Genomic DNA, 26,108 nt, shown 5'->3' with positions numbered 1-26,108 from the left:
GACCACCACTTCGGGGGGATCGTGGGTCCGCGACTCGACTGCGAGGACACTGAATCCATGAGCGACGCATCGAGTGTCGGGGTCGACGCCGCCGGGCAGCCGCGCTCCGGCGTGTCGCGTGGCGGCCGCCCCCGCGATCCCGCGCTCGACGAGTCGATCATCAAAGCGACCCGGCGGAGGCTGGTGCTCGACGGCTACTCGGACATGTCTCTGGGAGACATCGCAGCCGACGCCGGCGTGTCCCGCCCGACGATCTACCGGCGTTGGGCCAACAAGCTCGAGCTGACCATCGACGCCCTCGACTGGGGCTTCCGCCGACAGCAGGACTCCTACCCCGCGGCCCCGTTCGAGGGCATGCCCGCCGAGGAGGCCTTCACCGAGGCCGTACGGCGGGTCGACCCCTGCTACTTCAATCCCGACGCGATGGTCCTCATGGGCAACTTCATGGGAGAGACGCTCCGCACGCCCGAGCTGCTCGACCACCTCAAGGAGCGCGCCGTGGAACCCCGGGTCCGACTGGTCGAGCAGGTCCTCGCCGGGCTCCAGGACCGCGGTGAGGTACGCCGGGACCTGGATCGACACACCGTCGCCACCCTCTGCTTCGGCGCCTACTACTCCGCCTTCCTCCGCGGCGAGCACCACCGGGACGACCTCGCCGAGAAGGTCGTCGCCGTGCTGTGGCCGGCGATCACCGCCTGACGGAAGTCAGCCCACACACGACGTCGTCGGTGGTGGCCCGGGCTGCTCGGCAGACCCACCGCGTAGCAGGTGACCGACGCCGACAGGACCCCTCATCCCCCGGCGCGATCGCCGCGTGGCTTCCCGGACCGCTCGGCGTGCAGTCGGGCCTCCGCACGCCGAGCCTCCGCCCGGGTGCTGCGCTCACGGCGCAGCCACTCCGGCTGCTCCTCCTTCAACGCCGCGATCTGGGCGGTGGTCAGCGGCTCGGTGATCTCGGCACGGGCCAGCCCGGAGATCGACACCCCCAGCCGGTCCGCGACGACCTGGCGGGGGTGCGGACCGTTGCGTCGCAGCTCGCGCAACCACTCGGGCGGATCGGCCTGCAGGGCGTCGAGCTCGTCACGCGAGACGACCCCGTCCCGGAACTCGGCGGGCGTCGCGTCGAGGAGCACGCCGAGCTTCTTCGCCGCCGTCGCGGGCTTCATCGTCTGGGTCGCCCTCTGCCGCGTCATACGCCCAGATTATCGGGGCCGTCCCGGCCGATAGCCTGGGCCGGTGACCGAGCCGAACGACACCGCGTCCTTCCGGCTCGGCTACGTCCCGGGCGTCACGCCGGGCAAGTGGGCGCGGATGTGGGCCGAGCGCCGTCCCCACGTCCCCCTGCAGCTGGTCATGGCGACCACGGACGAGGCGGTGGAGCTGGTCCGGGCCGGCGCGGTGGACGCCGGACTCGTCCGGCTGCCGATCGACCGGACCGGGCTGCACGCGATCCCGCTCTACACCGAGGCCACCGTGGCCGTCGTGCCGAAGGAGCACCTGCTCACCGCGGCCGAGGAGGTCACGGTCGCGGACCTGGCCGACGAGATCGTCCTCCGGCCGCAGGACGACACCCTCGCCTGGCCCGAGGACCGGCCGGGACGAGCCGCGGCGTTCGAGCCCGCCACGACGGCCGATGCCGTCGAGCTCGTCGCCGCGGGCGTCGGCCTGCTGGTCCTCCCCCAGTCGCTGGCCCGCCTCCACCACCGCCGGGACCTCACCTACCGACCGCTCGCCGACGCCCCGGGGTCGAGCGTCGTCCTCACCTGGCCGGACGCGGAGAACACCGACCTCATGGAGGAGTTCATCGGGATCGTCCGCGGACGCACGGTCAACAGCTCTCGCACCGCTCCGCCGAGAGGGAACCCCGGGGACACCCGCCCCTCGAAGAAGAACGCCGCCCGGCGCCCTCGGGCCCGGCGCGGCACGCACCGCCGCTGAGTTCACCCTCGGTGGTCCGCCGGTCGGCGAACAAGCCGAAGGCCCTGGTCCATGGCTCCTGTTCGGAGCCCTGACCAGGGCCTTCGACTGGTGGGCGATACTGGGATCGAACCAGTACTACCTACCGATCAGCAACCTCCGGCAACCTGCGTAAATGCCCATCTAGCTGGGCGTATGGCACGATCTGCCACGCCCAGACGCCACCATTGGCCACCCCCTCGGTACCCTGTATCTGGCACGTATCTGGCACGGACAACAGGGGCAGGCCATGGCGAGGGCGGGCAAGCGGTACTTCGGCAACATCAGGAAGCTGCCCTCGGGCCGCTTCCAGGCGCGCTACACGGGCCCGGACGGCCGGACGTACTCCGCGCGGCGGGAGAATGGGCAGGCGCTCACGTTCGAGACGAAGGGCGATGCCGAGTCGTGGCTGTCGCTGCGGCACTCGGAGATTCTGCGCAAGGATTGGCTGCCCCCGGCAGCCCCGAAGACCAAGCCTCCGACCGTGCAGGAGTTCACCGACCGCTGGCTCACGCAGCGGGAGTTAGCAGTCCGCACCCGCGAGCACTACACGCAGCTCCTGCGCGACCACGTCTATCCCACGCTCGGCGAGGTGCCGATCAGCACCCTCGCGGCCGCCGACGTTCGTACCTGGCATGCGGGCCTGGGCGCCGCCACGGGGCCGACTGCGCACGCCCACGCCTACGGACTACTGCGCACCGTGCTGAACACCGCCGTGGCCGACGACTTGATTCCCGCCAATCCTTGCCGGGTACGGGGCGCGGGCCAGTCCAAGCGAGTGAAGAAGATCGCCCCGGCCAGCCTTCTCGAGCTGGAGGTCCTGGTGAAGGCGATGCCAGCCAAGTACCACTTGATGGTGCTGCTCGCAGCGTGGTGCGCGCTGCGGTTCGGCGAGCTGGCCGAGATCCGGCGGTCCGATGTGGACGTGGGGGCCGAGGTGCTCCACGTGCGTCGCGGCGTGGTCCGCACCAAGAACGGCCGCCAGGTCAAGGGCCCGAAGTCCGAGGCAGGCAAGCGGACCGTAGCCATACCGCCGCACCTGATGCCGCTCGTGCGGGAGCACTTGCAGGAGTACGCGGCGCCGGGTCGTGACGGCCTGCTGTTCCCCGCCGGTCACGGGGAGCAGCTCGCCCCCTCGACGCTCTACAAGGTCTACTACCCCGCCCGCGAGACGGCGGGACGCGAGGACCTCCGATTCCACGACCTGCGCCACACAGGGGCGACACTGGCCGCTGTGTCCGGAGCAACGATTGCGGAGCTGATGGCCCGCCTCGGCCACTCCACTCCCGCCGCCGCCTTGCGCTACCAGCACGCCGCACAGGACCGGGATCGCGTGATCGCCGACGCGCTGTCGAAGTTGGCGGCGGCCCCGCCTTTGGTCTGAGCGCTAGCCAGCCCGCATCGACATGTAGCGCTGCTGTAACCGTGTAGCAGCGCGTAGCGCGAATTAGCGCAATGTGGTGCGTTGTGCAAGTACCTGAACGGGTGATGCGTCTTGCTCGGCGGTGCTGCCCGTTCGTAGCGTCAGCACCCGATACCCCCCGGCTTCTGGCCGACAGTTGCCAGACCTCCCCAACCCGCGCCGGGGGGCGAGGAAAGGCGCAGCGCGATGGCACGCACCACTGAACCGAAGGCCACCCCGAGGCGGCAGCTCGTGAGCCTGGCGGCCGCCGCCGAATACGCCGACTGCGGCGTCAACACCATCCGCCGCTGGATCAGTGAAGGTCGCCTGCCCGGCTACCGCCTCGGGCCGAAGCTGCTGAAGGTCGACCTGAACGAGCTGGACCAGCTGGCGCAGCGCGTTCCGACGGCTGGGGCATGAGCCGCGCACGCTCCACGGGCCCTCCGCCACCGACACACAGGAGGGGCGGCGCCAGCTCACTGGAACCGCCCCCGCCGACCTGCGCTATGTCTGCTCACCTGATGAGCCGCCGCCAGTCTAAGGGGCAGCGCTGCACCGGCGCATCGTCCGTCGAGTCCACTGTGCGCACCAGCGGTGGCGCCGCATGACCCCCGCACGCCACAAGGGCCTCGGCGCGATGCCAGGGCCCTCGTCTGTCGCTCCCGCACACGTCCGCACACCCGACGCGGAGCCGTGCGTGGTGCAGCGTACTGGGCGACAGGCACGCCGGAGCCTCAAGCTGCTCTCCCTGCACCCCAACGGGTTCACCTACGCCGGCGAAGGCTCACCTTCGGCCCGGCTAGACGGGCCTTCCGACGTGGCGGCCGGGTGAGCACCGGTGACCAAGCAGGCCCGCAGTCTCCGCACACAGTGGGAGCAGGCGTTCCGGGCAGACCTCGACCCACGGATCACGACCGCGACGGTGGCGGTGGCGCTTATCGCTGCCACGCACTGCAACGCGGCGAACGGTGAGGACATCTGGCCTTCGGTGTCCACACTGGCCGCGCTCACGCGGCTCGGCGAGAGCACGGTGCGCAAGCAGCTCGGCTTGCTCTGCTCCCTGGGGTGGCTCGTGAAGACCGCAGCCGCGTCGGGCAACCGGTGGCACGGCGATGGTTCCGGGCGGCCCGCCCAATACCGACTGAACCTCCCTAACGGTGCCACCCCGGTGGCACCGACAGAAGTCAAAGGGTGCCAGCCCGCGAGCACTGATAGCGCAAAACGGTGCTACGAGAACGGCGTAAGGGCGCTACCTGAGGGCTCTAACGGTGCTACGGCCAGATGGACTACCAGAGATAGACCAGAAAAGGACCAGCAACCGCGCGCGGGCGGGCGCGAGGCCGACCGGTCCGACGGGACGGTCTGGCGAGTGCTTCGCGAGGCCGCAGACGCAGCTGCAACCTGGATTGCGGATGCCGAGTGGACCGTTGATCGATGCCAGCTCGCCCTCGGTGCGCTCGACCGAGACGGAACGATCCGGACCGACCCGCTCCGGTTCGTCCGGCACTACATGTCCAAGCGCGAGCGTCGCGATCTCGTGCGCGAGCTGCGGAAGGGACTCCCGCACGACCCGACCCCGACACCGCCCCGCTTCGACCGCGCCTCCGTCGATGCCAGCGCCGTCGCCGATCCCGAGCATCGGGCGCGCGTCGTCGCTGAGGCTCGGGCCAGGGCGGCAGCCCGGAAGGGAGGCAACCGTGCTGCGTCGTGACCGAACAGGCGAGCCGGTCGACGACTCACCGGGCGACTATTGCCCGAGCCGCTGCCGTGACGGCTGGTTGAACGACCGCTCCGAGGCCGACCGGCCGATGCCCTGTCCTCACTGCCGGCCCCACCTGCGCCGCCAGCTCCTCGCTCGCCGCCCCACGAGCACCCCCGCCGGGCGCGACGCCGCCCGCCGCATCTGGGCCACTCGCCACCACACCAAGGACCAAGAGACACCGTGACCGACTGAGGAGCTGACCCGATGACCCGCCGCCTGCCCCCACCCCACACTGGAGCACGCCCGGCTACCCCGAGACCACGTGTCTTCCACAGCGACGACGACCGCCGCCACGACGAGTACGTCAACCAACTCGTAGCCCGCTTCACCGCCGCATCCCGAGAGATACCGACCACCGCCGAGCCCGCGCGCAGCGCGACCCCGACCAGCGAGCCGCCTCGTGAACACCGACCGATGTGGACGGCTGCGAGAGGCCAGCACAACCCGCCCTGTGCGGCCCCCTGCCGCGCCCACCAAGCCCGGGGTACCCGGGACACCCGGCCCCGCCCGACAGCCCGGCAGCAACGCTACGGGGAGGGGCGATCAAATCCCTGGGCGCGACCGGCAGGCCACCGCCGCAGGTGGTGAAGCTCGCAGCATGCCAGGTTTCGTCGACTGATGACGCGATTCTGATCGGGGGGTGCCCGTGCCGCCGTTGGTGATCAGGCGCCAAGCAGCACGGGCAGAGCCGTCAGGATCGCGCCGACGCCCACAGTCAGGAGGCCGAGCAGCTGAAGCCGAGCCGAGCCGAGCGTGAGATCCCGCGCCAGGTCCTCGACGCGTGCGTCCGCCTCCCGTAGCCGGGCCGACTCCGCCGCAAGCTCGCGGCGGAGTTCCTCGCCCCGGCGCTCGGCCGCTTTCCGGTCCTCGGCCGCTTGAACATGCATCGCCTCCAGCCGAGCGACTACCAACCGCAGCTGCTCCTCGACAGGCGCATCAGTCGGGATCTTGCCGAAGCCCACGGTCAAGCTGCCGGCCCCACTGACCTCAACCGCCGCGCCCACTGAGCCCAGCAACACAGTCTGCTCCCGACGCTTGCGCCCCACCCGAGCCGCAATCGCGAGCGCGCCGCGCCGGACACCACCAACAGCGCGACTCCACATCGGCCACACGGGATTCGGGTCATGTTCCCGAAGTCCCGCCAGGAACGCCACGACACCACAACCCGTGCCGAACACCGAGAATGCAAGCCCCAAAGCGGTAAGGATGACCTCCACCCGTCGATCGTGCCTTCCCCGCTCCTGCATGCGGCGCGGGGACCGCAATCTGGAACCGGTAAGTGTCCCTGTGGCTGCGCGGCCGGCGCTTCCACGGGTGGCGCTCACCGACGGAAGCCCAGAGCCCCCTGGACACGGACGAGGGCCGGACGCTCGCAACAGCGCCTGGCCCTCGGTCTTGGTAGCTCGCCCGGGCCGGAGGAGGCACGGCCGGGGAGAGCGTTCAGGGGGTGAACGGGCCGCGCGCTGCGCCGCCCGCACCGCTCGCACTCGTCGTAGGTGAGGCGGTCCGGCACACACCGGCCGGTCACGCGCCGCTGCGCGCGGCACAGCTCCCGGTCAGCGCACCGAGGTAGCCCCACGGAGCGAGAAGGGTGCCCTTCGCCCGGCACACGTGGACAGAAACCTTGAATGCTCAACCCCCGGTGCGTTGGCACCGGCCGCCCTCACGAAGGAGACCGCTGTGCAGGTGATCGACACGACGCACGCCGCCGCCACGCACACCCTCGTGGCCATGCACCGCCACGTACCCGCCCTGGTGGACCTAGGCCTCCCGCTCGTAGCGCAGGGCGAACCGGACGGGCCGCCTCAGCTCCTCACAACCACCGGCACGTGGTGGGCCGAGCCCGACGGCGTGGTCCGGGTCATCGGGCTGGACCGTGGCCGAGTCGAGGTCACACGCTGGCGTGACGGGAGGGAGACCGAGCGCACCATCGGTCGTCCGACCCCCTAGACTGAGACCGTCCACATGCGACCGCGATGCCAAGCCGCGTGCGAGATCGAGGGCCTCCCACGGGTCAAGATCACGCCCCAGGCGAGGAGCCGACCGGAGAGCCACCAGACGGTTGGCCACGCTGCTGGACCCGGCACCAGCGCCTCCGATGCTGGCCGGGCGGCCCCCGTACGCGCCTTTCGCGACCACGGGCCGTCTCGCTCTCCGGGCCCGCCGGTCTCACCAGACCACCCACCTCGTGGAGGAGCGCGTGGAAACGCGACTTATCGAGCGGGCCGCGAAGACCGCCCGCATGCACGTCAAGGCCATCGAATCGATCACCGACCGCGCCGAGCAGGAGGGCCGGGATCTGACCCCGGCCGAGGAGCAGCGCGCGCAGCGTCACCTCGACGAAGCCAAGGCGGCCACCGAGCAGATCAAGGCGCTCAAGGCCGACCAGACCATGCGGGCGCAGATCGCCGACCTCGGCGGCGGCCTCGGCCTGATCGACGGACCGACCAGCCCAGGGCGAAGGGCCGAGGACGAGCTGCCCTCCTACGCCAAGCGCAAGGCGTCGGCGTGGGCGCAGGACACGGCTGCGCGCATCACGAAGGTGCAGACCGCCCACGGGATCAAGGCGCTCGTGGCCGGATCGGTCGACGTCCGCGCCCCGGCTGACGACACGGTGACCTTCCCGCAGTACCCGCTGCGCGTGCTCGACCTCATTACCGACCGCAAGGCGACGAGCGGCAACGTCTTCTCGTATTTGCGACAGACGGTCCGCGACCTCAACGCTGCCCCCGTCGCCGACGGGGCTGTGAAGCCCACATCGGTTGTCACCACGACCGAGATCGAGGATCGCTGCCGCGTGGTGGCACACATCTCAGAGCCTGTGGTCGAGCGCCTCCTGGCGGACTACGACGATCTCGAGGACTTCCTCCGCAGCGAGTTGGAATTCGGCGTGCTGCAGGCGCTGGAAGCGCAGCTCGTGTCCGGGGACGGGCAGGGCGAGGACTTCACCGGCCTGCTCCACACCAGCGGCACCATCGCCCAGCCGTACGTCACCTCCCCCTGGGTCAGCATTCGCAAGGGGCTGACAGCGCTGGAGGTCATGGGAGAGACACCGACGGCGATCGTCGTGCACCCGGCCGACGCGGAGGCCTTCGACCTCGCCCGTGAGGGAACCGAGGGCGGCTGGCTGCTCGCGACGGCGCCCGGGAACATCACCACCGGCCTGCCTCTTGTTCGATCCATCTCTGTCCCCCCGGGCACCGCGCTGCTCGGTGATTGGCGGCAGACCCGCCTGTACGTGCGCGAGGACGCCAAGGTCGACGTCGACCGCTCCGGGGACCTCTTCACGACCAACCAGGTGCGCCTTCGAGTCGAAGGGCGTTGGGGTCTCGCCGTCCGCAGGCCCTCGGCCTTCGCCGCCGTCGACCTGACCACGGCATGAGCCTGACCCGCAGCTCAGAACGCGGGAAGGGACACCTTCGGAAGGTCTACCTTCGCCGGCTCCGGGCAGACCACTCGTAGGTGTGACCGGCACGCCCTCGGCGCCGAGCGTTGACACCGTCGGCGATCGTCCCCCGGGGCGTGCCAGTCAAGCCGGGCCGAGCGCCTCTGCGGGGTGCCCAGGCTCTCCAGAAGTCGACATAGGCCCATAATCAAACTAGTGGCGCCGACGTACTGGCTTGATCTGTTCACGGCCGAGACCTGGAAGGAGTTCCTCGACAACGGCGGCGAGGTGAGTGGTTTCAGCCCGCGCCGCTTCGAGACCGTCCAGCGGATGAAGCCTGGTGACCTGCTGCTTTGCTACATGACGCGGGTGTCGCGGTGGGTCGGGCTACTTGAAGTCACCGGCGACGCCTTCTACGACGAATCCCTCATCTGGCAGTCGCAGGTCTTCCCCAGCCGGATCTCTGTCAAGGTCAGGATCGCGCTTCAGCCGGAGTTCGGCGTCCCGGTCCTCGATATGCGTGATGAGCTGACGGTCTTCGAGGGCTTGTCGAACCCGAACCTGTGGTCGGGCCCGTTCCGTGCCTCCCCGGCGCGGTGGAAGCAAAGCGATGGAGAAGCCATCGTGCGAGCCCTGCAGGACGCCCAAGCCGATCCCGTAGAGCGGCCCCTCGGACGACACGCGCGAACTGGCCAACTCAGCATCGACGCCGAGACCGTAGAGACGGCCCAGGGTTCCGTCTCCGTCCCGGTCGATGAGCAGCCTGAGGCGGCGAACAACGTCCAATCGGACTCCGAGGCTCAGCCACGTACTCACACCGAGATCCAGTACGCCCTGCTGAAGCTCGGCAGCGACATGGGTTTCGACGTCCACGTGGCACGCAACGACATCTCGCAGGAGTGGAACGGCCGCCGGTTGGCAGACGTGCCGCGCACCAGAGAGGCGCTGCCCAAGCAGTTCGACCCGGCGACCAACCGCATCATCGAGCTGATCGACGTCCTGTGGCTGGATGGCGGCGCCATCGTCGCGGCCTTTGAAGTCGAGAGCACGACGTCCATCTACTCGGGCCTGCTCAGGATGAGCGACTTGGTGTCCATGCAGCCCAACATCTCCATACCGCTCTTCCTGGTCGCAGGGGAGAAGCGCCGGGAGAAGGTGATCGAGCAGGTCAACCGGCCCACGTTCGCGCGGATGCAACCTCCGCTCCACCAGATCTGCCGCTACATCTCCTTCGAAGGCCTGAGGGAGTCCCTCGACAGGGCTCGGGGGCTGGTGCGGTATCTCAAGCCAGACTGGCTGCAGGAAGTCAGTGAGTCGTGCGAGCTTGACGACGTCGTCGATTAGCTCGGGCTCCCCAGTAAGTCGCCCAGAGGGTCGTCGAGAACAAAGGGAAGGGAAGCGGTAATCCCTTCATCAACTTTGGGTATGCGCGGCCGTGGAGCGTAACGGGCGTACCGAATTCTCCGATGCGGGAGCGGCAAGTCCGATCTAACCCGTGAGGTCCACGTGCGCCCCACCGTCCGCATGGTCATCACCACCGCTGTTTCGGCGGTCGTGCTCACCGCGTGCTCGAACATCTCCCCCGCGTCCCCGACGGTGGACGTCCCCACGACTGCGGCGGCCGCTCCGGCGAGCGAGACCCCGGCGGCCGACGCGAACGAGTCCGCGCGCGGGAACCTCATCAAGCAGGTCGGCGAGACGGCAGGCTGGGGCGTCAGCAACGCTGACATCTCCGTGAAGTTCGTGGTTGACAAGATCACTATCGACCCGAAGTGCACGACACAGTTCGCCGCGTCCGCGCAGAACGGCCACCTCGTGAAGGTGGACATGCGGGTGGAGACGACCCCGAGCATGCCGCCGAACTTCGCCTACTCCATCAACCCCGGTGCGTGGTCGGCCGTAGGCGAGGACGGCATCACACAGACCAGCCTGGCGACCGCCCCGAGCTTCTCGTGCCTGAACTCGAACGAACAGTTACCGAGTCAGCTGTCGCCAGCATCGAAGTACCGGGGTTCGATCGTCCTTGACATCAGCAGCCCGGCCGGGACGCTGATCTTCTCCCACCCGAACCCGACCCTCGGCGGGTGGGAGTGGACCTACGGCACAGCCTGACAGCCCATCGAGGCGTGCCAGGAGCAGTACGGATAACCCCGCACGACCGGAGATCGATCTGCCTTGATTCGAGCGCGAGTCGCTGCACGCCGCCTAGGGTGGGCGCTAACTGCTGTCGGACTGACTGCTCCCGCGATCGGGTTACCGCTTCTGGCCTGGCGTTCTCGCGAAAACAGTGAGCAATTTAACCAGTACGTCGGCTGGGCGAACATCCTAGCCCTCACCGTTGGAGTCGCCGGAGTTCTGATTCTGGTTTTCGAGAAGCTGCGCAAACCTTCTGACCTGACCCAGGAACGAATCTCCAATGTTGTGCACTCGGTCAGAAGCGACATGCTGCTTAAATACGGCACCGCACTTTCACAGCTCCTGAGCACGGACTATCTCGACACGCGCGCCGCACCGATACGCATGGCAGTCGCAGCAAAGGATCGAAAAACTCGAAGAAGTAGGAGTGAGCGACTTCGCTCGGCGCCAGTCTTCGAGCACTCCGAGATAGTAAAGGTCTTTGAGGAGCCGGCCGGAAGTCGAATGCTCCTACTCGGCTCTGCAGGCTCAGGCAAGACCGTAATCCTCACATCACTCGCAGTGGAGATTCTAAGGAGAACCCGGGCATCCGATCGGGCATTCGGCCCAATCCCATGCATTCTGAGCCTCTCATCTTGGGACTCACTCAATGTTTCGATGGAGGATTGGCTCCGGGGAGAGATCGCGAACGTCTTCCAAGTGACTGAACACGTTGCCAACGCCTTGATCCACGACGGGCTAGTGATGCCGATCTTGGACGGCCTGGACGAGATGGACGCCCCAAAAACAACGTCTACCTTGAAGGCTGACGCGGCGGTCGTGGAGTTAAACCAGTTCCTGGCCCGTCGCCCCGACCAACAATTAGCGATTTCGTGCCGTTCGGGCCGCCGACATTACGAGAGGATTAGCCGGGACCTCCGGGGGGTCGCAAGCGTCCATCTACTAGAACTCACAGGCAAGGACGTAGCAGACTACTTTGAGCAGTACGTGAGCAGGCACGACACCGCCTCGTGGAAGCCGATGCTTGAAGCCCTCCGCAGCAATGAGACGGGGCTGGTCGCGAAAGCTTTGGCGACCCCTTGGCGTGCGTCGGCCGCTCTATCCTACGTTCTTACCGGCGGCAACCCGAACGATCTTCTACCGACCTCAGAAGAAATCAAAAGGAGTTCTGGATCCTACTTCCGCCGAGTAGGCGAAGAATTAGTCACTGCTTTCATCAAAGCGCGGCTGAGAGCTTCCGAGGGTGGTCGGCACACTGACGCCCGATTCAAGCAGCTTCAGTCGGTCGCTAGATTGTCCTTCGCCGATGAAGGAGGTGGCACATCTCACCGAGAGAGCGAGATCGTTCTCCACACTTGGTGGAGGAAGATCCCTCGCGGTCGAGCCACTAAGTATCAGATGTGGTTCACATATGTATTGATGCACGTTCCCATTGGAGTTTTGGGGTTCCTTCCCAATCCATCCCGCCCGGAACGGGCGCTCACCATGATCGCGCTTCTCGTCAACTATTTGACAGTTCAGCTAGTCGCCTATCAGATGGTAGCTACCCGCAAAGGTCCGATTAGGCTAGACTTGGCGAGCGTCGCAAAACGCCCCGTGGCACTTGCTGTATCCATTATCCTCTCCGTTGGAACCGGCCTTTCCGGCTTACTGATGTACGGTGCACCCTACGGCATTCCATATGGAGTTGTGTCCCTTGTTACGGCCATCCTCTTCATTGCTGCGGCCTCACCGGACGCCGCTACCGCCGCCAGCCCATCCACTGCATTGTCCAACGATCGCCGTTTCGCGATCCTGATCGGGCTTGCTGTCGCCGCGTACACATACTTCTATTATGTCGCGATCTATGCGACTGGAATCGCCGTTGTATTTGCTTCCATGGGGGGACTGGCCTGCGTATGCGCCTCAAGTTATGCGCGCTATTCGGCAGCGGCGTACGCGGGATGGGTTCGTGAAGGTCTTCCCATCCGCTTGCGCAGGTTCCTGCAGATTCACCACGAAGCTGGTTTGCTGCGAGTCGCCGGGATCGGTTACGAATTTCGACACCGAGAGATTGCCGAGCACCTACTAGATAGCGCCGTCGAGATAAGGGACGAGTCCAAGAGGGCGGAGTCAAGCGATCCAAGACCGGTGGCCTTGGGAAGTGAGCGACGCTAGCCCCGGAACCCCGCTAGGTCGCCCGATCTTGATCGCCAGGGCCGGAGCCGCCGGCGAAGGTGCCCCTTCACTGCCGGAAGGCCACCCTTCTACGTCCGGGGGGAGCGTCAACCTCACGCGCGCAGCGGCGGCACGACACGCAGCGAGCCGACGGGGCCGCCGCGCCGTCGCGAGGGAAGGCAGATGGCCCCGGCCTTTCCGGCCGCCAGTCTGGATCTGAGCTCGGTCCAGCGCCGTCTGCGCCTATGACCCCGGAACGGCAGAAGGCCCCGTATATGCAGACGCAGCATCGGCGGGACGTCCTTGCGCGTCTTAAAGTCCGCCGCCGCACAGCAGTCGCGCCTGATAGCGTTTCCGATCACGTGGTCCGGCTCCATCGGGGAGCCAACAGGGCTGCGCGACCTCATCGGGAGGTAGCTTCACCATGGCTCTGAGTCGTCTGGCGGCCGAGTTCGCCGCCGAGATCAAGAACCACGACTGGTCCGACGCCCCGTACCGGGCCGACCGTGCGGGGCACCAGCGCGCGTTCGACGGGAACAATCCGACCATCCCCCAGCTCGGCCCCCGCGAGACCGAGATCCTCGAACTCAACGTCATGTGGGTTGCCGCCCAGGTGCTCGCGCACCGTGACCCCAACTTCGACGTCTACGAGTTCGCCGAGGCGTGCGGCATCGCACCGCGCCTGATCTACACCAGCCGGGGCCGCAAGAGCGGCGGCATCATCAACGGGCTGCGCCAGGACGACGGCGGGTTCCATCGTCCCGGGACCTACTCCTCGGCGCCCACCGCGCCGGTCAGCGCCGCAACCTGATCCCGGAGTGGCGGGGCGCCCGGCGGCAGCGGCGTCGGGCGACCAGCCACCCGACCGCGAGTCCGGCCACCAGGAGGCCGGTGTGGGTCAGAACCGCCAGCGCGGTCACTGGGCGTCCAGCCCGCCGCGTTGGAGCTGTAGGCGCGGTCTCGGCCGCCGTAGTGGGTACGTGGGCATGGGCGTGCAACGATCGGGCACGGTCCGCTCCTGTCGCGTCAGGTGTGGATCAAGGCCCCGGTTTCGGTGTTCCAGCACCGGCCGGGGCCGCCTATTCCACGTAGGCCGTCAGTGACGTTACGTCTGTGAATCGCCAGCTCAGGACCACCACCCGGGTCGCACCCGGCCTGCTCGTTGACGTCGTTGTCCGCGCCCCCTTCATCCTGCAAGCCGTGGCTGACGATCCGGACGACTACTACGGCGGCGACTACCTGCAGGACATCGTCGAGCAACGGCTGGTCGAGCTGGGCGGCCAGAGGCTGCGGCTGGCCGCCCACGATGAGGCGGCCCGGTACGTGGACGAGCGCTACCCCTGGGACGGTCAGGGCGACGAACCGGTCGACCGCGTGAGCGCGTACATCGCCGTGCTGTGGCAGTTTGGGGATGCCGCAGCAACTCGTTGATGGCCGCTCCATCTGAGACTGACCATCAACCGGGTCCGAGCGGAGGAGTTGCCGCTAAGTTGCCTTCCCGTGCAGAGCAGTTCACAGCAACCCGGCCCCGGATTCCCGGAGAACCTCGGCCGGTGGCTCGTCGAGCGCTATGAGTTTTTCGTCCACCTCGAAGATGGCTCCAAGGCCGACTGGCTTGCCGGTATAGGGGCTATAGGCGCCCTCATTTTTGCGTTCTTCGCCGTGCGGGCAGCGTACAAACAGAACCTCTTCCAAGCTGAGCAGATTAGGCGCCTTGAGGACGACCAGCGGGAACGAGACGCCGATCGGCGCCGTGATCAGGCCAGCAAGGTTGCCATATGGTGGGTGCGCGGGCCCCACGACGAAGTTCCCTACTCGTTCCGCTACTCGAACACGTCGGACTTGCCAGTGACGGAATTCGAGTTCTCGGTGAAGACCCCGAAGGGGACCTCCCAGAGCCTTGCCGTGCCATACATCGCCCCACGCACCGAGGCAGCGCAGAGCGACTATTTCGACCATCTGTTCGATCAGCACAAGGAGGACTTCCACTTCTTCACCGGGCACGGGCCCAGCGGAGACATGGCGTTCATCGAGTTCACCGACATGCGCGAGCAGCGGTGGCGACGTGATCTATCGGGCAAGTTGACACTTCTCGACGAGTCGCGTGAGCCTTCGTTTGTCGATTACCCAGCAGAGGATGCAGCCTCGGCGGAGGCCAGCGCCTTGGCCACTGACGTGGCCGATCCCAACCTTGACCGGCCCGAGATGCTCGCCGAACCGAAGTTCGTTGAGGTCTGCCCGAGGTGCGGCGTGGCCTTCGGTCCGTCCAACGACTTCTGCCCTAATTGTGGCGCCGCTAGGAAGCGCGCAAAGGGCCGCCGCACGACGTAGTGGCCCCAGTAGCCCAGCGCTTTGGGTGCCACGGCCAGGTCTGGCCCCTTGCCATGAGACCGCAAACCCGGCCATCGATGGCAGGGACCCGCTCGCGACAGGTATGCACGTCCATCCTCACGGGCCCCCTCCGACGCCGCCCGGGGCGGCGACCGGCGAGACGAGGGCGACTCCACGCGGCGAGCGGGCGAGCAGGAGGGAGGGCGCGGGAGGGCGATCGGCCCGCCGAGCGGGGACGGGCCCGGCGAAGCGGACCGACCGCGTGACGGCCTGGGCACAGACCGTCAGCTCTCGATGTTAGGCCGAACAGCTCAGCGCATCAGCAGCTTGGGCCCCGAGGGTCGGGCGCTCGACAAGTGGGGACCAAGCAAGCTAGGTCGTGCCGCGCCAAACAGCGAGCCGGAGTCATCACGACCCTCCGACCGCCCCGGGCATCCTTGGGATGACACCAGCCCGGGGCGGTTCGGCGTTCAGGTGAAGGACTACTCGTAACGCGTTAGAACCGCTCGTCACCGCCTACCTCGCCGAGCTGGCCACCCTCGTCTGGCACGCCGGGGCACCCGTGCCAGACGCGCTGCCACGCCCTGGCCCGGCCAGCGGTCTGGCACACATCTGGCACGGACACAGGAAAGCCCCGGCCGAAACCGGGGCTGACCTGCGACAACGCGAGTGGGCGATACTGGGATCGAACCAGTGACCTCTTCGGTGTGAACGAAGCGCTCTCCCCCTGAGCTAATCGCCCGCCGTCACGGGTGGAACCCTACATCACCCCAGGATCGGGCTCTGCAACCAGGTCCACTCCTGCAGCCCCACCCACCCCGCGACCAGCCAGAATGCGTTCAGCAGCCACAGCGTCCCGACGACGATCAGGCCGGTCGCGCCGATGACGAGGAGCTTGACGAACAGGTTCTGCCGGCCGAGCCAGTCGGTCCAGGCGTCGTACTTGCCCTTCGCGAAGGTCAGGACCCGCTTCGCCCAGGCGAACTCGGAGGCGAGGATGGCGAGCCCCACGAACACGATCGCCCAGCCGGGGCCCGGGTACGGGATCGCGACGATGCCGGCCGCCAGCACGAGCGTGCCGAGCACCCCGATGGCGACGCGGTAGGTGCGGCGGACCGTCGGACGCTCGTCGATGCGCGCGCGGAACTCCCGCAGCCGGTCCTTGACGCCGTCGAACCGGCCGCGCTCGTGCTCCTCCTCGCCCCGCGAGGTCTGCTCCGTGCTGCTCAGATCTCCGCCCGCCCGCTCGCCACGACCTGGGACGGCGACACCGGCGCGACCCGACCGGGTTCGATCGAGATCGCGAACTGCGCATAACCGGCTCCGCCGGCGGACGACCCTACCGACTGCATGCCGGTGGCGCCTCCACGGACGTCGAACGTGCCGAGCGCGGCCGGGGTTCCCTCGGCCGGGAGGCCCCACAGGACGTAGACCCGGTCGGCCCCGTTGGCCGGCAGGCCGACGGGCATGACCATCTGCTCGGAGTCGCGCGAGAGGACCGCGGCGACCATGGGGCCACCCTCCTCGGGCGCGAGGAAGGCGTGCGTGGTGCCGGGCCGGGCCATCTCCTGGAGCATCGCGACGACGCCCTGGGCGCGGGCCGCCTCGGCGTCGCGCTCCGCCTTCATCTGGGCGCTGTAGACGCCGAGCCCCGCGATCGCCGCCACCGCGACCAGGGCGGCCGCCGCGACGGCCACGACGCGGCCGCGCACCCCGCGCCGGCGCCCGCCACGTCCCGGCCCGGCCCCGGCAGCGCCGGACGGGCCGGTGGTCGCCGGTCGCCGCGGCGCTCCGGTCTCCTCCACCGGCTCGGGCGGAGCCGAAGGCCGGGGAGCCGGCTCCGGCGCCCGGTGCTCCTGCGGCGTCTGGGCGGCGGCGTCGAGGATGCGGTCGCGCAGGTGCCGGGGCGGCTCGCTCGGCTCGACCGCGTCGCCGAGCACGGCGAGGGTCTCCTCCGTCTCACGGACGAGGGCCCGGCAGGACTCGCAGGTCGGCAGGTGCTGCCGCACCTCCGCCTCCTCCCCCGGTCCCGCGGCCCGCAGCACCCACGCGACGACGTGCTCCTCCGCGGGACAGCCCCGCGCGTGCGACCCGGTCATCACGCACCTCCGTCCGCGAGCCGGCCGTCGCCGGCCAGGGGGCCCAGTGCCGCCCGCAGCCGCGCAAGCCCCGTGAACATCCGCGACTTCACCGTCCCGAGCGGGACGCCGGTCAACGTCGCGACCTCCCGCTGGGTGTAGCCGCCGTAGTAGGCGAGCGCCAGGGCCTGGCGCTGCTCGGCCGGCAGCCCGCCGAGGGCGTCCCGCACCTGCCCGGCGACGACGGCGCCCAGCGCCTCCAGGTCCGCGCCCGGCCCGGCCGGCGTCGGGGCCTCGTCGGTGTCCTCGACCGACACCGCGCGGCGCCGGATCGTGGCCTCGCGTCGGACGGCGTCGACGGCCTTGTGGTGCACGAGCGTCAGCAGCCAGGTCGCGAAGGCACCGCGACCGGCGTCGAAACGCGCGGGGTCACGCCACAGCGTGAGGAACACCTCCTGGACGACGTCCTCGGCCAGCCCGTCGTCGGCGCAGATGCGCCGCGCGAGGGACCAGGCGGGGCGACCGTAGCGGTCGTAGATCTCGGCGAGGGCCCGGTCGTCCCCCTCGGTCAGCCGGGCGACGAGCGCCGCGTCGGCCCCGGCCCGGCCGGTGGACCGGCGTGGGCCGCCGGGGAGGCCCCGTGACGGTCCCTCTCCGTCGGCGACATCCGCCACCAGTGCGTCCCTCACAACCTCGTGTTCGGCGCCGGCCCGCGGCCGGTTCGCCGACTTCGGGTCTGAAACGTGGATCACAGCCGACCGGGCGATCACCCGTCCTCGCAGGTCGGGCACACCCGACACGGGAACAGCACTAACCCGTCCGTGTGAAAGCGACCGATCCGGTCCTCGGAGAACGTCCCCCGACCCGTCACATCTTGGCGATCCGCTCGTTCTTCCGCACGACGGACCACGCGGCACGAGGAAGAGGACCAAGGATGCGCGACGAGCCCACGATCATCCGCGAACCGGCCACGTTCGAGCTCATCACGCCGGACTCGGCGCCGGTCCCGGTGCGGGTCGAGCTCTCGTACTCCAGCCGGGACCCGTACGCGGTCCAGGCGTCGTTCCGGACCGGCCAGGGCAGCCCGGTGGACTGGGTGTTCGCCCGCGACCTGCTGGCCGACGGCCTGCTCGGCCCGGCCGGCACCGGCGACGTCCGGGTGCAGCCGGTCCCGCACGAGCCCACCCGGATCGAGGTCGAGCTCGCCTCCCCGTCCGGTCACGCGGTCTTCACCACGTGCGCCGCGACGCTGGCCGCGTTCCTCGATCGCACCTTCGAGTGCGTGCCGCCGGCGACCGAGTACTCGTGGCTCGACTTCGACGCCGCGCTGGACCAGCTCCTCGCCCCCAACTCCAGCGACGGCGCCCGCGACTGACCCCGACCGCGCCCGTCGGGCCGCAGCACTCCCTGCGGCCCGTTCGTGCAGGTCAAAGGCCTGGCGCAGGGAAACAGGGGGGCCGGTTTGGAGGCCCCGGGGACCCTGCGCTAATGTTCTTCACGTCGGAGCGAGCAGCCCCGGCGAGCACCGGGAAACCGAGTGCATGCGGACGTAGCGCAGCTGGTAGCGCATCACCTTGCCAAGGTGAGGGTCGCGGGTTCGAGTCCCGTCGTCCGCTCGGAGGAAACCACGTAGTCACTGCCTGGGCCTCCAGGTCCGATCCCCGCGAAACCATCCGGGGGACCTCGGGCGGAGTGGCCGAGTGGCTTAGGCAAGGGCCTGCAAAGCCCTGTACGCGGGTTCGATTCCCGCCTCCGCCTCGGGCGATTAGCTCAGTGGGAGAGCGCTTCCTTGACACGGAAGAGGTCACTGGTTCAATCCCAGTATCGCCCACCACCCCGAGCAGGCCCCCTGGAAACAGGGGGCCTTCGGCGTTCTCGGGCGGACGTGTCGAGGTCCTCCCCGGGCTTCCGGGGGCTGCTCAGGAGGTGGGGGCTCCCGGTTCGGCGAGCGCGCCGGCCTCGGCCATCCACCCGTCGAGGTCGTGCTGGTCGAACTCCCGCCACGGCTCGACGGCCGGCAGCCCGCGGCACAGTTCGAACGCCTCGGCGACCCGCCGGCCCCGGATCACCGGCGTGTGGCAGCCCGCCACCACCGCGACGCCGAGGTCCTGCACCGCCCCCACGCACCCGTCCCACTTGCCCTGGTCGAGGTAGCGGTGCCAGGGCGCCACCAGGCGGCCGCCGAGGAGCTGGCCGTCGCGGAAGTCGCCGTCGGCGAGCTCGTCGGACTCCAGCATCGGGTGCGGGGTGTTCGTCGCGAACGTGTCGACGGACCAGTACACCTGCGTCACGGGGTCGTAGGCGCCCCGGGTGGTCGGGTTGTCGAAGACCGGCGGCCGCACCGAGACCAGCACCCGGTCCCCGATGTCCACCGGCTCCCGGTCGTTGACGAACCGGCAGCGGTTCATCGGGGTCGTCCACTCCTCGGCCATCCGCCCGATCGCGAACCAGGTGGTGAGCAGGGTCGCGTTCGGACAGGCGGCGAGGAGGGCGAGCAGGTTCCCGGCATGGTCGCGGTCGTCGTGCGACAGGAAGATCCACCGGACGTCCGTCGGCTCGACCACGGTGAAGATCGCGCCGAGCCACTCGTCGCGCACCGCGGGCGCGCCGGTGTCGACGACGGTCGGTTCCCGCCCGCGGATGACGAGGGAGTTGACCGGGAAGTGGCCGACCGGCGGGGCGTCGATTCCCCAGCTGATCAGGAACGTCTCGTCGGCGATCGGGTACGGGCGGACATCGTGTACGACGGGTGCGGCCATGGCGGGCTCCTGGGCGGTGGGGTCGAGCGGCCGTGCACCCTCCCGTAGCCGCCGCCCGAAGGCATCACCTGCATCGGATGACAGTTCTCCCGGGCCCGCCTACCGTGCCGTGCACCGACGGGAGGAGGCCGACGATGGTGCGGACGCACGGCTACGCGGTCACCGTGCGGTGGACGGGCGCCGAAGGCTCGGGAACCTCCGACTACCGGTCCTACTCGCGCGCCCACGACGTCGTCGCCGAGGGCAAGCCGGTGCTGGCCGGGAGCGCCGACCCGGCCTTCCGCGGCGACCCGGCGCGCTGGAACCCCGAGGAGCTGCTCGTGGCCGCGCTCGCGCAGTGCCACATGCTCAGCTACCTGGCGCTGTGCGCGCGGCACGGCGTGGTGGTCACCGGGTACTCCGACGCCGCCGAGGGGACCATGGCGGAGTCGGCCACGCACGGCGGGCACTTCACCGAGGTCGTGCTGCACCCGCGGGTGCGGGTCGCCGAGGAGGCGATGCGGCACAAGGCCGCGGCGCTGCACCACGAGGCCTCGGAGACCTGCTTCATCGCGAACTCGGTCGACTTCCCGGTGCACCACGTCCCGGTCGTCGAGGTGGGGTGAGCAGCAGGGCTCAGACCCGCCGCGCCCAGGGCGAGGAAGCCGATTCCGCCGCACACCAGGTGCAGCACGCCGCTCGTGCTCACCGACTCCGGCGCGCCCGGCGGGAAACCGCGGACGGGGTCCTGGTGGGAAGACACCGCTGACCACGAGGCAGAGCGCGTACAGGCCGAGCAGCGCTCCCGCGAGACGGCCGGTGCGGCCCGGGAGCGCGCGGGCGAAGCCGGCCGCCGCAGCCCCCCGTCATCAGGCCGGTCAGCAGGAAGTTCAGCAGCTGGAGCCAGCCGAGGTCGCCCAGCAGCAGCGCGGTCAGCGGGTGCCGGGTCAGGTCGAAGCCGGCCCGGGTCAGCGCCTGGGCCAGGCCGACCACCAGGTAGAACGGCCCGGCGACGACGCCCCAGCCGAGCAGCGAGCGGGTGGTCGCGGCTGCCATGTCCACGCCGTCACGGGCCGTCGGTCGACGCGCCGCTACTGCAGGGCGAGCGTGCGCAGGACCTGGCGTGCGGCGTCGCCACCGGCGTCGACCGCGATCCGCAGCGCCCGGGGGACGTCGAGGTCCGCGAGCAGGGCGGCCCGGACCTCCGCGACCGCGCCGGGCGAGTCGCCCCGCCGACCCGCCGCGACGTACAGCCGCTCCAGCAGCGCGGCCGCGTCGTCGAGCGCCTCCGGCCGGTAGTCCCACGGCTGCGCCCACGCCCGGTCGAGCAGCATGAGCCGCACCGCCGGCCCCGGCGCCTCGCGCAGCAGGTCGTGGACCAGCACCAGGTTCCCGGCCGACTTGGCCATCTTGGCGCCGTCGATCGCGACCGTCCCGGCTCGCAGCTCGCGGCGGGCGAACGGCGCACTGCCGGTGGCGGCCGAGGCCATGGCGACCTGGTAGGCGTGGTGCGGGAAGGACAGGTCGGCCCCGCCGGCCAGGACGTCGACGACCCCGCCGAGGGTGGCCAGCGCCATCGCCGCGCACTCGGCGTGCCAGCCCGGGCGCCCGGGACCCCACGGGCTCGGCCAGGCCGGGTCCCCCTCCCCCGACGGCCGCCACACCGGCACGTCGAAGGGGTCGTCGCGACGCGGGTCCGCCGGGTCGTCGCCGTTCTCGGCCAGCAGCGCCAGCGCCCGGTCGCGGTCCCGGCCCGCGGCGACACCCGCGCCGCGGAAGTACACGAACCCGTCGCGCTCGTAGGCGGCCCCGGCTGCGAGCAGCGCGATCGCCAGCCGGACCACGTGCGCGACGTGGTGGCGCGCGTGCGGCGAGTGCGTGGGCGGTCGCACGTGCAGCGCGGCCATGTCCCGCTCGACGTAGTACTCCTGGGTCAACCCGAACTCGTCGAAGGCCCGGCCGCGCTCGGCCGCGACCCGGGTCAGGACGTCGTCGACGTCCGTGACGTTGCGGGTCACCACCGTCTCGACGCCGGTCATCCGGATGACCCGCGCCGCCGTGTCGGCCCAGACGAACGCGGCCGCGTGCCCGAGGTGCGTGACGTCGTACGGGGTGATCCCGCAGACATAGAGCCGCGCCGGGACGGTCAGCGGCAGCGGCGCCCCGCCGAGGCGCAGCACCTCGCGCGGGTCGGTGACGGCGCCGGGGCGCGCGTGCTCCTCCGGGGACAGGTCGATCGGCGTGGCCATGCCGCCATCGTCCCAGGCCCCGCCGCCCGGCGGCCGGGGGTCAGTCGTCGAGCGGGCCGACGACCCGGGCCACCGTCGCGGCGAGTCGCAGCGACCCGACGGCCGTCGGGTGGAAGGCGAACGGGTCGGTGAGACCCTGCAGGTCCGGACCGAGCCCGTCCGTGCCGGTGCTGCACAGCAGGGTCAGGCCCGGATCGGCCACGGCGAACCCGTACTTCTCGGCACCGGCCCGGAGCACGGCGTTGAGCTGGTCGTTGCGGTCCGTCAGCAGGTCGATCTTGTCCTGGGTGAGGCCGACCGCGTACGACGGGCCGCGCGCGTCCGGGCAGGCCGGGTCGGTGTCGCGGGGGAAGGCGTCGTACGAGGTCATGACGACGACCCTGGGCTTGCTCGGCAGCGCCGCCAGGTCCTCGAGCAGGGCCGCGTAGTCGCGGTCGAAGGCGCCCATCCGGTAGTCGAACTCGCCGCGGGTGAGGTTGTCGTCGCAGGTCTCGACGCCGTAGCAGTACTTGATCAGGTCCGACCAGCCGACGTCGTTGGGCCCGACGGCGACCACCACGAACTTCAGGTCCTGCATCTGCTTGAGCAACGCGACCTGGGCCGGGACCTGGACGTTCCCGCGCTGCTGCGGGCCGCGCAGCCCCTGCGCGACGGTCGCGCTCGGGCAGGCCAGGTTGCGGACGCGGCCGGGGACCATGGTGCCCAGCTCGGCGGCGAGGGAGTCGGCGCTGCGCTCGCACGCGACGTCGTCGCCCTCGGGCCCGGCCACGGGCGGCCCGCCGACGCGCGCGGCGCGGGAGTCGCCGATCACCGCGCCCGCGTAGCCGAAGACGGGCGGGCCGACCGGCGCAGGCGAGACGCGGGCGCTGCCGACCAGGTCGGACAGCGAGCTGACCTGCGCGAGCCCGCGCATGGTGCCGGTGTAGGCCAGCGCGCCGCACGCGCCCCAGGCCACCAGGGACCCGGTGACCGCGAGCAGCGACATCCGGCCGATGGTGCCGGAGCAGCGGTGCCAGACGTCGGCCACCGTGACGTGCTCGCTCGCCTTCTCCCGGCGCAGGATCCCGAGCACCCGCGCGCAGCCGACCAGCGCGGCGGCGGCGAGGGCCGTGCCGACCACGCCGAGCGTGGCGAGCAGGTACCAGTTCACGAACCCGGTCCGCAGCTGGTCGACGGCCTGGGCGGTCGCCTCGGCGGTGGTGTCCGGGTTCAGGACGCGCGCGGCGTCGTCGTTGCGCTGGACCGGCCCCATCTCGAGCTGCGGGCGCAGCGGCCCGACGACCTGCAGCCGCGGGATGTCGAGCTCGGTGTTGCCGATCTGGACGAGCCGGGCCGGGCCCTCGAGCGAGAGGTCGGGGGTGCGGGCGCCGACGGAGATGTGCTGGCCCAGGATCCTCAGCTCCTGGTCCGGGGTCAGCGCGATGGTCAGCGGGATGCCGGCGAGGAGGCACAGCCCGATCATCAGGATCGTCGGCCACGACCGGGCCTCGCGGACCAGGGCCCGGAACCGGCGGCCGCGCCCGGCCGGCGGGCGGGTGCGGGTCCGTGCGGTGGTGACCACCATCGGCGGGCTCCCCCTCGTCCGGCGTCCGTGTACCGATCCAGATCATGCGGTCGGGGAACCCGCCGTGCCCATACTGCGAACAGGGGACGTGCGGTGGGGAGAGGCACGCGGACGGGGGCTTGACGTACCCGTGAGCGGCAACTGCCCCTAGAGGGTCAGTTGCCGCTCACAACCTGCCTTGAGCTGCGCAAATGCGCTTCCGGCGGGTCAGGCGGTGAGGTCGTGGACCGTCTGGCCGCCGACCGTGGTGGCCGTGAAGTTCTCCGCCACCCACTCGGCGATCTGGCTGCTGGTGGAGTCCGACGCCCCGCCGGGCCCGCCGCCCTGGCCGCCCCCGACGTAGTAGTGGATCTTCCCCTCGGCGACGTACTGCTGGAACTGCGCCAGCGTCACCGCGGAGTCGGAGCCGCCCCAGCCGCCGGTCGACATCACCGCGGTGCCCGACGCCAGCTCCAGCGAGGCCGCGCTCTGCGAGGTCGACACCGCCGCCGACCAGGTCGAGTCGGTCGACCCGAGCAGCGCGGTCAGCTCGGCGCTCGTCGCGCCGCCCATGCCGCCCGTGCCGCCGCCGGGGCCGCCCTGGCCGCGGTCGGCGTCGCCGCCCTGCCCGCCGTCGGGCATCCCGGTCGGAGCGCCCTGTCCCCCGTCGGTGCCCGACGCCGCCGGCGGCGTGCCGCCACCCGGGCCACCCACGCCGTCGGTGCCCGACGAGCCGAACGAGCTCGAGGTGGTCCCGACCGACGGGATGCTGCCGGTGTGGGCGACGGACGCCGTCGCGACGGCGTAGGCGCTCGTGCCGGCGAGGCCGGAGAGCACGGCCGCGGTGACCCCGACCAGCAGCACGCGCCGCCACCGGCCGCCCGCCACCAGGGCGACCCCCGCGACCAGGGCGAGCGCCGCGACCGGCCAGCGCAGCCAGGTGACGCTCTCCGAGCTCGCGGCCAGCAGCGCGAACGACCAGGCACCGGTGGCGGCCGCCGCGAGCGCGAGGGTGACCCGCGCCCACACCGATGCCCGCCGCTGCCGCAGCGCCCGCCCCCCGACGGCCAGGACACCGGCGATCCCCGGGGCCAGCGCCACGGTGTAGTACGGGTGCATCGTGCCACTCATGTAGCTGAACACCAGGCCGGTGGCCAGCGTCCATCCGCCCCAGAGCAGCAGGCCGGCGCGGGTGCGGTCGGTCCGCGGCGCCCGGCGGGTCACCCACAGGCCCGCGACCAGCAGGATCAGCGCCGCGGGCAGCAGCCAGGAGACCTCGTAGGCGATCTCGCCGGTGAACAGCCGGGTGATGCCGGCCGACCCGCCGAAGCCGGTGTTCCCGCCACCGCCGCCCCCGCCGCCGTTGCCGCTCCCGCCCAGCAGGCGGCCCAGGCCGTTGTAGCCGAGGGCGAGTTCGAGCAGCGAGTTCGTGGTGGAACCGCCGATGTACGGGCGGCTGTCCGCCGGCCACAGCTCGACCAGCGCGACGAACCAGCCCGCGGACACGACCATCGCGGCGAGCGCGCCGAGCAGCTGCGCGATCCGGGTCCGCAGCCGCGCGGCGCCCGCGACCAGGTACACCAGGCCGAGGGCCGGCACGACCAGCAGCGCCTGGCCCATCTTCGTGAGGAAGGCGAACCCGATCGCCGCCCCGGCGGTCACCTGCCACCAGCTCGACGCCGTCACCGACGCCGCGTCGACCGCCCGCGTGACCGCCCAGGCGGCCGTGACCAGGAGGAGGACCAGCAGCGCGTCGGGATTGTCGAAGCGGAACATCAGCACCGCGGCGGGAGTGAGGGCCAGGGCCGCGCCCGCGAGCAGGCCCGCGGCCGGGCCCGCCCACCGCTTCACCATCGCGTGCAGCAGCCCGACGGACGCGACGCCCATCAGCGCCTGCGGCACCAGCACGCTCCACGAGGAGAAGCCGAAGATCCGGGCCGAGGCCACCATGACCCACAGCGCGGCCGGCGGCTTGTCGACCGTGGTCGCGTTGCCCGAGTCGAGCGACCCGAACAGCCAGGCCTTCCAGGACTGCGTGCCGGCCTGGACGGCGGCCGCGTAGAAGTCGTTGGCCCAGCCCGAGGCGGAGAGGTTCCAGAGATACAGGACCGCCGTGCCGGCAAGCAGGACGAGCAGTGCCGGGTGGGACCGACGGGGCCCGCCCTCCGGGCCGCGCACCAGCCGTCGGAACCGCCCGGGGGCGCCGGGCGGAGCGCTCCCGTGGGCTTTCTCGGCGCGGTGCCGCCCGGGGTCGGGCGCGCGCGGGGGGCGCGGCGGGCGGACCGGGGTCGCGGTGCTCACGGGGGTCTCCTCGCGGTCGTCGATCTGTTCCCACGAGGGTCCGTCGGCGCTCTGTCGCGTCCTGTCCGTC

General features: G+C 70.4%; 24 protein-coding genes and 4 tRNA genes. 17 read left to right on the top strand and 11 right to left on the bottom strand.

Going from position 1 to position 26,108, the window contains the following annotated elements; genetic code table 11:
* The first annotated feature begins 57 nt into the window (after positions 1-57).
* Complete coding sequence (locus ACQP04_RS13030) at positions 58-699, top strand: TetR/AcrR family transcriptional regulator (protein WP_433507300.1); 642 nt, start codon at positions 58-60, stop codon at positions 697-699.
* A gap of 92 nt (positions 700-791) precedes the next feature.
* Here ACQP04_RS13030 and ACQP04_RS13025 read toward each other — a convergent pair whose 3' ends face one another.
* Positions 792-1,193, bottom strand: a complete 402-nt coding sequence (locus tag ACQP04_RS13025; RefSeq protein ID WP_433507299.1) for a DUF5997 family protein — start codon at positions 1,191-1,193, stop codon at positions 792-794.
* A gap of 43 nt (positions 1,194-1,236) precedes the next feature.
* Here ACQP04_RS13025 and ACQP04_RS13020 point away from each other — a divergent pair, with 43 nt between their 5' ends.
* The 4 genes from ACQP04_RS13020 (at position 1,237) to ACQP04_RS13005 (ending at position 5,069) form a co-directional block, all read left to right on the top strand.
* Positions 1,237-1,938, top strand: a complete 702-nt coding sequence (locus ACQP04_RS13020; protein ID WP_433507298.1) for a LysR family substrate-binding domain-containing protein — start codon at positions 1,237-1,239, stop codon at positions 1,936-1,938.
* A 268-nt stretch (positions 1,939-2,206) separates the two neighbouring features.
* The gene (locus ACQP04_RS13015; RefSeq protein ID WP_433507297.1) at positions 2,207-3,340 is read left to right on the top strand and encodes a tyrosine-type recombinase/integrase; all 1,134 of its coding nucleotides are present in this window, start codon (positions 2,207-2,209) and stop codon (positions 3,338-3,340) included.
* Positions 3,341-3,565: 225 nt separating this feature from the next.
* Positions 3,566-3,778, top strand: a complete 213-nt coding sequence (locus tag ACQP04_RS13010) for a helix-turn-helix domain-containing protein (RefSeq protein WP_433507296.1) — start codon at positions 3,566-3,568, stop codon at positions 3,776-3,778.
* 418 nt (positions 3,779-4,196) lie between these two features.
* A complete protein-coding gene (locus ACQP04_RS13005; RefSeq protein ID WP_433507295.1) occupies positions 4,197-5,069 on the top strand; it encodes a helix-turn-helix domain-containing protein in 873 nt (290 codons plus the stop codon).
* A gap of 713 nt (positions 5,070-5,782) precedes the next feature.
* Here the strand turns inward: ACQP04_RS13005 and ACQP04_RS13000 are convergent.
* Positions 5,783-6,337 carry a hypothetical protein gene (locus ACQP04_RS13000; protein ID WP_433507294.1) on the bottom strand — a complete coding sequence of 185 codons (555 nt, stop codon included), beginning with the start codon at positions 6,335-6,337 and terminating at the stop codon, positions 5,783-5,785.
* Between the two features lie 971 nt (positions 6,338-7,308).
* On the opposite strand from ACQP04_RS13000, the gene ACQP04_RS12995 reads away from it, so the two are divergent.
* The 7 genes from ACQP04_RS12995 (at position 7,309) to ACQP04_RS12965 (ending at position 15,129) form a co-directional block, all read left to right on the top strand.
* Positions 7,309-8,502 (top strand): phage major capsid protein, encoded by a 1,194-nt coding sequence (locus ACQP04_RS12995; protein ID WP_433507293.1) that lies wholly within the window; start codon positions 7,309-7,311, stop codon positions 8,500-8,502.
* A 219-nt stretch (positions 8,503-8,721) separates the two neighbouring features.
* A complete protein-coding gene (locus tag ACQP04_RS12990) occupies positions 8,722-9,849 on the top strand; it encodes a hypothetical protein (RefSeq protein ID WP_433507292.1) in 1,128 nt (375 codons plus the stop codon).
* Positions 9,850-10,029: 180 nt separating this feature from the next.
* Positions 10,030-10,617, top strand: coding sequence for a hypothetical protein (locus ACQP04_RS12985; RefSeq protein WP_433507291.1), 588 nt, complete (start codon positions 10,030-10,032; stop codon positions 10,615-10,617).
* A 330-nt stretch (positions 10,618-10,947) separates the two neighbouring features.
* Positions 10,948-12,798, top strand: a complete 1,851-nt coding sequence (locus ACQP04_RS12980) for an NACHT domain-containing protein (RefSeq protein WP_433507290.1) — start codon at positions 10,948-10,950, stop codon at positions 12,796-12,798.
* Positions 12,799-13,222: 424 nt separating this feature from the next.
* Positions 13,223-13,609 (top strand): hypothetical protein, encoded by a 387-nt coding sequence (locus tag ACQP04_RS12975; RefSeq protein ID WP_433507289.1) that lies wholly within the window; start codon positions 13,223-13,225, stop codon positions 13,607-13,609.
* A gap of 302 nt (positions 13,610-13,911) precedes the next feature.
* Positions 13,912-14,229, top strand: a complete 318-nt coding sequence (locus ACQP04_RS12970; RefSeq protein WP_433507288.1) for a hypothetical protein — start codon at positions 13,912-13,914, stop codon at positions 14,227-14,229.
* A 69-nt stretch (positions 14,230-14,298) separates the two neighbouring features.
* Positions 14,299-15,129 carry a hypothetical protein gene (locus ACQP04_RS12965; RefSeq protein WP_433507287.1) on the top strand — a complete coding sequence of 277 codons (831 nt, stop codon included), beginning with the start codon at positions 14,299-14,301 and terminating at the stop codon, positions 15,127-15,129.
* Between the two features lie 670 nt (positions 15,130-15,799).
* On the opposite strand, the gene ACQP04_RS12960 is transcribed toward ACQP04_RS12965, so the two are convergent.
* The 4 genes from ACQP04_RS12960 to ACQP04_RS12945 all read right to left on the bottom strand — a co-directional run bounded on the left by ACQP04_RS12960 (position 15,800) and on the right by ACQP04_RS12945 (position 17,881).
* A tRNA-Val gene (locus tag ACQP04_RS12960) sits at positions 15,800-15,871 on the bottom strand.
* Positions 15,872-15,894: 23 nt separating this feature from the next.
* On the bottom strand, positions 15,895-16,284 hold the full coding sequence (locus ACQP04_RS12955; RefSeq protein WP_037041601.1) for a TIGR02611 family protein: 390 nt from the start codon (positions 16,282-16,284) through the stop codon (positions 15,895-15,897).
* 71 nt (positions 16,285-16,355) lie between these two features.
* Positions 16,356-17,228, bottom strand: a complete 873-nt coding sequence (locus ACQP04_RS12950; RefSeq protein WP_433507286.1) for an anti-sigma factor domain-containing protein — start codon at positions 17,226-17,228, stop codon at positions 16,356-16,358.
* A complete protein-coding gene (locus ACQP04_RS12945) occupies positions 17,228-17,881 on the bottom strand; it encodes an RNA polymerase sigma factor (protein WP_433507285.1) in 654 nt (217 codons plus the stop codon). Before ACQP04_RS12945 ends, ACQP04_RS12950 begins: the two co-directional genes overlap by 1 nt.
* 260 nt (positions 17,882-18,141) lie before the next feature.
* Between ACQP04_RS12945 and ACQP04_RS12940 the strand changes: the two genes are divergently transcribed.
* From ACQP04_RS12940 to ACQP04_RS12925, 4 genes are all read left to right on the top strand, one after another.
* The gene (locus ACQP04_RS12940) at positions 18,142-18,582 is read left to right on the top strand and encodes an SsgA family sporulation/cell division regulator (RefSeq protein WP_037040856.1); all 441 of its coding nucleotides are present in this window, start codon (positions 18,142-18,144) and stop codon (positions 18,580-18,582) included.
* A 168-nt stretch (positions 18,583-18,750) separates the two neighbouring features.
* Positions 18,751-18,823 (top strand) — tRNA-Gly (locus ACQP04_RS12935).
* Between the two features lie 70 nt (positions 18,824-18,893).
* Positions 18,894-18,965, top strand: a tRNA-Cys gene (locus ACQP04_RS12930).
* Position 18,966: 1 nt separating this feature from the next.
* A tRNA-Val gene (locus ACQP04_RS12925) sits at positions 18,967-19,041 on the top strand.
* Between the two features lie 85 nt (positions 19,042-19,126).
* Here ACQP04_RS12925 and ACQP04_RS12920 read toward each other — a convergent pair.
* A complete protein-coding gene (locus tag ACQP04_RS12920; RefSeq protein ID WP_433507284.1) occupies positions 19,127-19,966 on the bottom strand; it encodes an MBL fold metallo-hydrolase in 840 nt (279 codons plus the stop codon).
* Between the two features lie 134 nt (positions 19,967-20,100).
* Between ACQP04_RS12920 and ACQP04_RS12915 the strand changes: the two genes are divergently transcribed.
* Positions 20,101-20,571 carry an OsmC family protein gene (locus ACQP04_RS12915; protein WP_433507283.1) on the top strand — a complete coding sequence of 157 codons (471 nt, stop codon included), beginning with the start codon at positions 20,101-20,103 and terminating at the stop codon, positions 20,569-20,571.
* Positions 20,572-20,650: 79 nt separating this feature from the next.
* Here the strand turns inward: ACQP04_RS12915 and ACQP04_RS12910 are convergent, their stop codons facing one another.
* From ACQP04_RS12910 to ACQP04_RS12895, 4 genes are all read right to left on the bottom strand, one after another.
* Positions 20,651-21,001: a DUF998 domain-containing protein gene (locus ACQP04_RS12910; RefSeq protein WP_433507282.1), complete on the bottom strand. Its 351-nt coding sequence runs from the start codon at positions 20,999-21,001 to the stop codon at positions 20,651-20,653.
* 35 nt (positions 21,002-21,036) lie between these two features.
* Complete coding sequence (locus ACQP04_RS12905; protein WP_433507281.1) at positions 21,037-22,194, bottom strand: cysteine--tRNA ligase; 1,158 nt, start codon at positions 22,192-22,194, stop codon at positions 21,037-21,039.
* A gap of 40 nt (positions 22,195-22,234) precedes the next feature.
* A complete protein-coding gene (locus ACQP04_RS12900; RefSeq protein ID WP_433507280.1) occupies positions 22,235-23,758 on the bottom strand; it encodes a GDSL-type esterase/lipase family protein in 1,524 nt (507 codons plus the stop codon).
* Positions 23,759-23,965: 207 nt separating this feature from the next.
* Positions 23,966-26,038 carry an ArnT family glycosyltransferase gene (locus tag ACQP04_RS12895; RefSeq protein WP_433507279.1) on the bottom strand — a complete coding sequence of 691 codons (2,073 nt, stop codon included), beginning with the start codon at positions 26,036-26,038 and terminating at the stop codon, positions 23,966-23,968.
* Positions 26,039-26,108: the final 70 nt, after the last annotated feature.

It is taken from the genome of Pseudonocardia halophobica, from assembly GCF_050948485.1.
GTDB classification, from domain to species: domain Bacteria; phylum Actinomycetota; class Actinomycetes; order Mycobacteriales; family Pseudonocardiaceae; genus Pseudonocardia; species Pseudonocardia halophobica.
Note: the sequence above shows the minus strand (reverse complement) of the source record. Positions and strands in the feature narration are given on the sequence as shown.

What these genes read in the sequence shown, in the direction of transcription:
- ACQP04_RS12985 (WP_433507291.1), top strand. Translation starts at nt 10,030, where the DNA reads ATGGTCATCACCACCGCTGTTTCGGCGGTCGTGCTCACCGCGTGCTCG.
- ACQP04_RS13015 (WP_433507297.1), top strand. Translation starts at nt 2,207, where the DNA reads ATGGCGAGGGCGGGCAAGCGGTACTTCGGCAACATCAGGAAGCTGCCC.
- ACQP04_RS12900 (WP_433507280.1), bottom strand. Translation starts at nt 23,758, where the DNA reads ATGGTGGTCACCACCGCACGGACCCGCACCCGCCCGCCGGCCGGGCGC.
- ACQP04_RS13010 (WP_433507296.1), top strand. Translation starts at nt 3,566, where the DNA reads ATGGCACGCACCACTGAACCGAAGGCCACCCCGAGGCGGCAGCTCGTG.
- ACQP04_RS13025 (WP_433507299.1), bottom strand. Translation starts at nt 1,193, where the DNA reads ATGACGCGGCAGAGGGCGACCCAGACGATGAAGCCCGCGACGGCGGCG.
- ACQP04_RS12920 (WP_433507284.1), bottom strand. Translation starts at nt 19,966, where the DNA reads ATGGCCGCACCCGTCGTACACGATGTCCGCCCGTACCCGATCGCCGAC.
- ACQP04_RS12905 (WP_433507281.1), bottom strand. Translation starts at nt 22,194, where the DNA reads ATGGCCACGCCGATCGACCTGTCCCCGGAGGAGCACGCGCGCCCCGGC.
- ACQP04_RS12940 (WP_037040856.1), top strand. Translation starts at nt 18,142, where the DNA reads ATGCGCGACGAGCCCACGATCATCCGCGAACCGGCCACGTTCGAGCTC.
- ACQP04_RS12980 (WP_433507290.1), top strand. Translation starts at nt 10,948, where the DNA reads ATGCTGCTTAAATACGGCACCGCACTTTCACAGCTCCTGAGCACGGAC.
- ACQP04_RS12910 (WP_433507282.1), bottom strand. Translation starts at nt 21,001, where the DNA reads ATGGCAGCCGCGACCACCCGCTCGCTGCTCGGCTGGGGCGTCGTCGCC.
- ACQP04_RS12975 (WP_433507289.1), top strand. Translation starts at nt 13,223, where the DNA reads ATGGCTCTGAGTCGTCTGGCGGCCGAGTTCGCCGCCGAGATCAAGAAC.
- ACQP04_RS13030 (WP_433507300.1), top strand. Translation starts at nt 58, where the DNA reads ATGAGCGACGCATCGAGTGTCGGGGTCGACGCCGCCGGGCAGCCGCGC.
- ACQP04_RS12915 (WP_433507283.1), top strand. Translation starts at nt 20,101, where the DNA reads ATGGTGCGGACGCACGGCTACGCGGTCACCGTGCGGTGGACGGGCGCC.
- ACQP04_RS12950 (WP_433507286.1), bottom strand. Translation starts at nt 17,228, where the DNA reads ATGACCGGGTCGCACGCGCGGGGCTGTCCCGCGGAGGAGCACGTCGTC.